The sequence below is a fragment of the Streptomyces hirsutus genome (assembly GCF_001418415.1).
Lineage (GTDB): Bacteria > Actinomycetota > Actinomycetes > Streptomycetales > Streptomycetaceae > Streptomyces > Streptomyces hirsutus.
The window spans coordinates 1-4210 of the sequence record NZ_LIQT01000078.1; the positions used below are offsets into that span (position 1 = coordinate 1).

At 71.7% G+C, this 4210-nt stretch carries 4 protein-coding genes; 2 read left to right on the top strand and 2 right to left on the bottom strand.

The annotated features are described in order from the left end of the window. Nucleotides 1–19: 19 nt before the first annotated feature. Complete coding sequence (locus AOK11_RS07185) at nucleotides 20–1390, bottom strand: MFS transporter (protein ID WP_055592800.1); 1371 nt, start codon at nucleotides 1388–1390, stop codon at nucleotides 20–22. Nucleotides 1391–1592: 202 nt separating this feature from the next. Then, nucleotides 1593–2264, bottom strand: a complete 672-nt coding sequence (locus AOK11_RS07190) for a TetR/AcrR family transcriptional regulator (protein ID WP_055592801.1) — start codon at nucleotides 2262–2264, stop codon at nucleotides 1593–1595. Nucleotides 2265–2406: 142 nt separating this feature from the next. Here AOK11_RS07190 and AOK11_RS07195 point away from each other — a divergent pair, with 142 nt between their 5' ends. Both AOK11_RS07195 and AOK11_RS07200 read left to right on the top strand, forming a co-directional pair. After that, the gene (locus AOK11_RS07195; protein WP_055592802.1) at nucleotides 2407–3291 is read left to right on the top strand and encodes a shikimate dehydrogenase; all 885 of its coding nucleotides are present in this window, start codon (nucleotides 2407–2409) and stop codon (nucleotides 3289–3291) included. Nucleotides 3292–3350: 59 nt separating this feature from the next. Next, the coding region (locus tag AOK11_RS07200; RefSeq protein WP_157869296.1) for a sugar phosphate isomerase/epimerase family protein at nucleotides 3351–4210 on the top strand (860 nt) is incomplete at its 3' end.

Consider the following 4210-nt stretch of genomic DNA (forward strand, 5'->3'; position numbering starts at 1 on the left):
CGGGTCCGGGGCCGGCGGGTCAGGCCGTCACTTTCTCCGAGCGGGCCACACCGCCGTCGGCCGTGCGTTCGCCGAGCAGTTCGGTCGGAACGCGGTGCGTCTCCCGGGCGGAGAGCGCCGCGACCACCGGCGGTACGCACAGGGCGGCCGTGAACAGCGCCACCGCCGTCCAGTCGTCGCCGTCCGGGCCGGCGATCTGCGCGGCGAAGGTGACCGCGAACCCGGCCACCGCGAACCCGATCTGGGTGCCGATCGCCATGCCCGAGAGCCGCACCCGGGTCGGGAACATCTCGCCGTAGAAGGAGGGCCACACACCGTTCGCGGCGCTGTAGACGACACCGAAGGCGGTGATGCCCAGGAGCATCGTCAGCGCGAAGTTGCCGGTGGAGATGGCCCACAGGTAGGCGAACATCGCCACCGCGCTGCCCGCGGCGCCGACCAGGTAGACCGGCCGGCGGCCGATCCGGTCGGAGAGCGTGGCCCACAGCGGGATCGCGGCGAGCGCGACGACGTTCGCCAGCGCGGCCACCCACAGCATCGACGTGCGGGACATGCCGACCGAGTCACTGGTCGCGTACGCCAGCGCCCACACCGTGAAGATCGTGCTGACCGAGGCGACCAGCGCACCCGCGATCACCCGCAGGACGTCCGCCCAGTGCTCGCGCAGCAGCACCACCAGCGGCAGCTTCACGACACCCTCGGTCGCGGTCTGCTGCTCGAAGGCCGGCGTCTCGTCGAGCTTGCGGCGGATCACGTACCCGACGACGGCGACCGCGACGCTCATCCAGAACGGCACCCGCCAGCCCCACGAGAGCAACTGCTCCTCGGGCATCGCGGCCACCGGGATGAAGACCAGCGTGGCGAGCAGCTGACCGCCCTGCGTGCCGCTCAGGGTGAAACTGGTGAAGAAGCCGCGCCGGTGGGGCGGCGCGTGTTCCAGGGTCATCGAGTTCGCGCTGGCCTGCTCGCCCGCCGCCGAGATGCCCTGCAGGATGCGGCACAGCACCAGCAGAACCGGCGCGAGGGTGCCGACCTGGTCGCGGGTGGGCAGACAGCCGATGAGGAACGTCGACAGGCCCATCAGCATCAGGGTGAAGACCATGATCTTCTTACGGCCGACCCGGTCCCCGTAGTGGCCGAGGAACAGCGCGCCGACGGGCCGGGCCGCGTACGCGACACCGAACGTCGCCAGGGACAGCAGAGTGGCGGTGGCGGGGTCGGAGTCGTCGAAGAAGACCTCCGGGAAGATCAGCGCCGCCGCGCTGCCGTAGATGAAGAAGTCGTAGTACTCCAGGGCGCTGCCGATCCAGGCGGCGGTCGCCGCCTTCTTCGGCTGTCCGGGCGGCTGTCCGGGCGGAGAGGAGTCGCGGGGCGGGTTGGGGACGGACACGGCGGGCTCCTTCGGGGGACTCCACGTCGGTACGCGGAGGACGAGCGGAGGGGAGGCGCCGCAGTGCTAATTAACCCACTGGGTAGTTAGTCGCGGCTGGGTACGGATGCTGCGCCCGACCGTGCACGGTGTCAAGGGGTGGCGTCGCGCGGACTTGCTCCGGGGACCGCCGGAGCGGGGGCCGACGCGCACCGTGCGCAGGTCAGTCCGTCGCCCGCTCCGCCGTCAGGTACGCGATCACCATGTCGCCCAGCATCGTCCGGTAGCGCTCGCGCCGGTCCGCGTCGACCAGGTCGCGGCCGAACAGCGCGCCGAAGGTGTGCCGGTTGGACACCCGGAAGAAGCAGAACGCGCTGATCATCGCGTGCAGGTCGACGGCGTCCACATCGGCCGTGAACAGGCCCGAGTTCTGCCCGGCGGACAGGATCCGGCGGATCACGTCGAGCGCGGGCGAGCCCATCCGGCCGAGCTTCCCGGAGGCCGCGATGTGCTGTGCGTCGTGGATGTTCTCGATGCTCACCAGGCGGATGAAGTCCGGGTGCTGCTCATGGTGGTCGAAGGTCACCTCGGCCAGGCGCCGGATGGCCGCCACCGGGTCCAGGTGATCGACGTCCAACTCCTGCTCGGCCTCCCGGATCACGCCGTACGCGCGCTCCAGCACGGCCGTGAACAGCTGCTCCTTGCCGCCGAAGTAGTAGTAGATCATCCGCTTGGTGGTGCGGGTGCGGGCGGCGATCTCGTCGACGCGGGCGCCGTCGTAGCCGGCCCGCGCGAACTCCCGGGTCGCCACGTCGAGGATCTCGGCCCTGGTGCGGGCGGCGTCACGGACGCGCTCGCGCTCGCCGGGCCGTGCCGGTTCTTCGGCGCTGGTCATGGCTTCCTTCGGGTGAGAGGGCAGTGCCGGTGATTGTAGAAGGGGACCGTTCCCGGCCCGTCGGGACTTCCGCGCTGCCCGGCCGGCTGATATAGCTAACGTACTGGTTCGTACATTAGTGAGCCGTTCTCTGGAGGCGCCGGTGCTCAAGGACTCGTATCTCGTCGGGCTGATCGGCTCCGGCATCGGCCCGTCGCTCAGCCCCGCGCTGCACGAGCGGGAGGCCGACCGGCAGGGCCTGCGCTGTCTGTACCGGCTCCTCGACCTGGACGTGATCGGCGTACCGCCCGAGGGCGTGGGCGAGCTGCTGAGTGCGGCCCGGCTGCTCGGATTCGACGGGCTCAACATCACCCACCCGTGCAAGCGGCACGTCGTCGAGCACCTGGACGCGCTCGATCCGCAGGCCGAGGCGCTCGGCGCGGTCAACACCGTCGTCTTCGAGGACGGCCGGGCCGTCGGCCACAACACGGACGTCACCGGCTTCGCCGCCTCCTTCGCCCGCGGCCTGCCCGACGTGCCGCTGGAGCGCGTGGTGCAGCTCGGCGCGGGCGGCGCCGGCGCCGCCGTCGCGCACGCCGTCCTCACCCTCGGCGCCGGACGGGTCACCGTGGTCGACGCCCTGCCCGAGCGGGCCGACGAACTCGCCGGCTCGCTGAACCGCGCCTTCGGCGCCGACCGCGCCACCGCCGCCCCCCTGGACCTGCTGCCCGAGCTCCTCGCCGCCGCCGACGGCAGCGGCGGCCTGGTGCACGCGACCCCCACCGGCATGGCCGCCCACCCGGGCCTGCCCCTGCCCGCGGACCTGCTGCACCCCGGACTGTGGGTCGCCGAAGTCGTCTACCGGCCCCTCGAGACCGACCTGCTGCGCGCCGCCCGCGCCGCGGGCTGCGCCACCCTCGACGGCGGCGGCATGGCCGCCTTCCAGGCCGCCGACGCGTTCCGTCTGTTCACCGGCCGGGAACCCGACTCCGCCCGGATGCTCGCCCATCTCACCGACCTCACCGGCCCGGTGCCCGCTCCCAAGTAGCACTCGGAACAAGGAACTCACGGAGTTCCACGGAACGTCACGGAAGCAGAGGTACCGACGTGCGTACGTCCATCGCCACCGTCTCCCTCAGCGGCACCCTCACCGAGAAACTCACCGCCGCCGCCCGCGCGGGCTTCGACGGCGTGGAGATCTTCGAGAACGATCTGCTCGCCAGTCCGCTCACCCCGCGGGAGATCCGCGCCCGCTGCGCCGACCTGGGACTCACCGTCGACCTCTATCAACCGATGCGGGACATCGAGGCGGTGCCCGCCGAACTGTTCGCCCGCAATCTGCGGCGCGCCCGGCACAAGTTCGGACTGATGAGCGAACTCGGCGCCGACACCGTGCTCGTCTGCTCCAGCGTCGACCCCGAGGCGGTCGACGACGACGCCCTCGCCGCCGCACACCTGCGCGAACTGGCCGACCTGGCACAGGACTTCGGCATCCGCGTCGCCTACGAGGCACTGGCTTGGGGGCGGCACGTCAGTACGTACGACCACGCCTGGCGCATCGTCGAGGCGGCAGGGCATCCGGCGCTCGGCACCTGTCTGGACAGCTTCCACATCCTCTCCCGGGGTTCCGATCCCCGGGACATCGAGGACATCCCCGGCGAGAAGATCTTCTTCCTCCAGCTGGCCGACGCCCCGCTGCCCGCGATGGACGTGCTCCAGTGGAGCCGCCACCACCGCTGCTTCCCCGGACAGGGCGGCTTCGACGTCGCCGGTCTCGTCCGGCACGTCCTGCGCACCGGCTACGCGGGCCCCCTGTCCCTCGAGGTGTTCAACGACGTGTTCCGGCAGGCCGAGGCGGCCCCGACCGCCGTCGACGCCCGCCGCTCCCTGCTCGCGCTGCAGGAGGAGGTGGGGACGGCGGAAGCGAAGCAGCCGCCCGCCCCGCTCACGGCCACCCCGGCCATCCC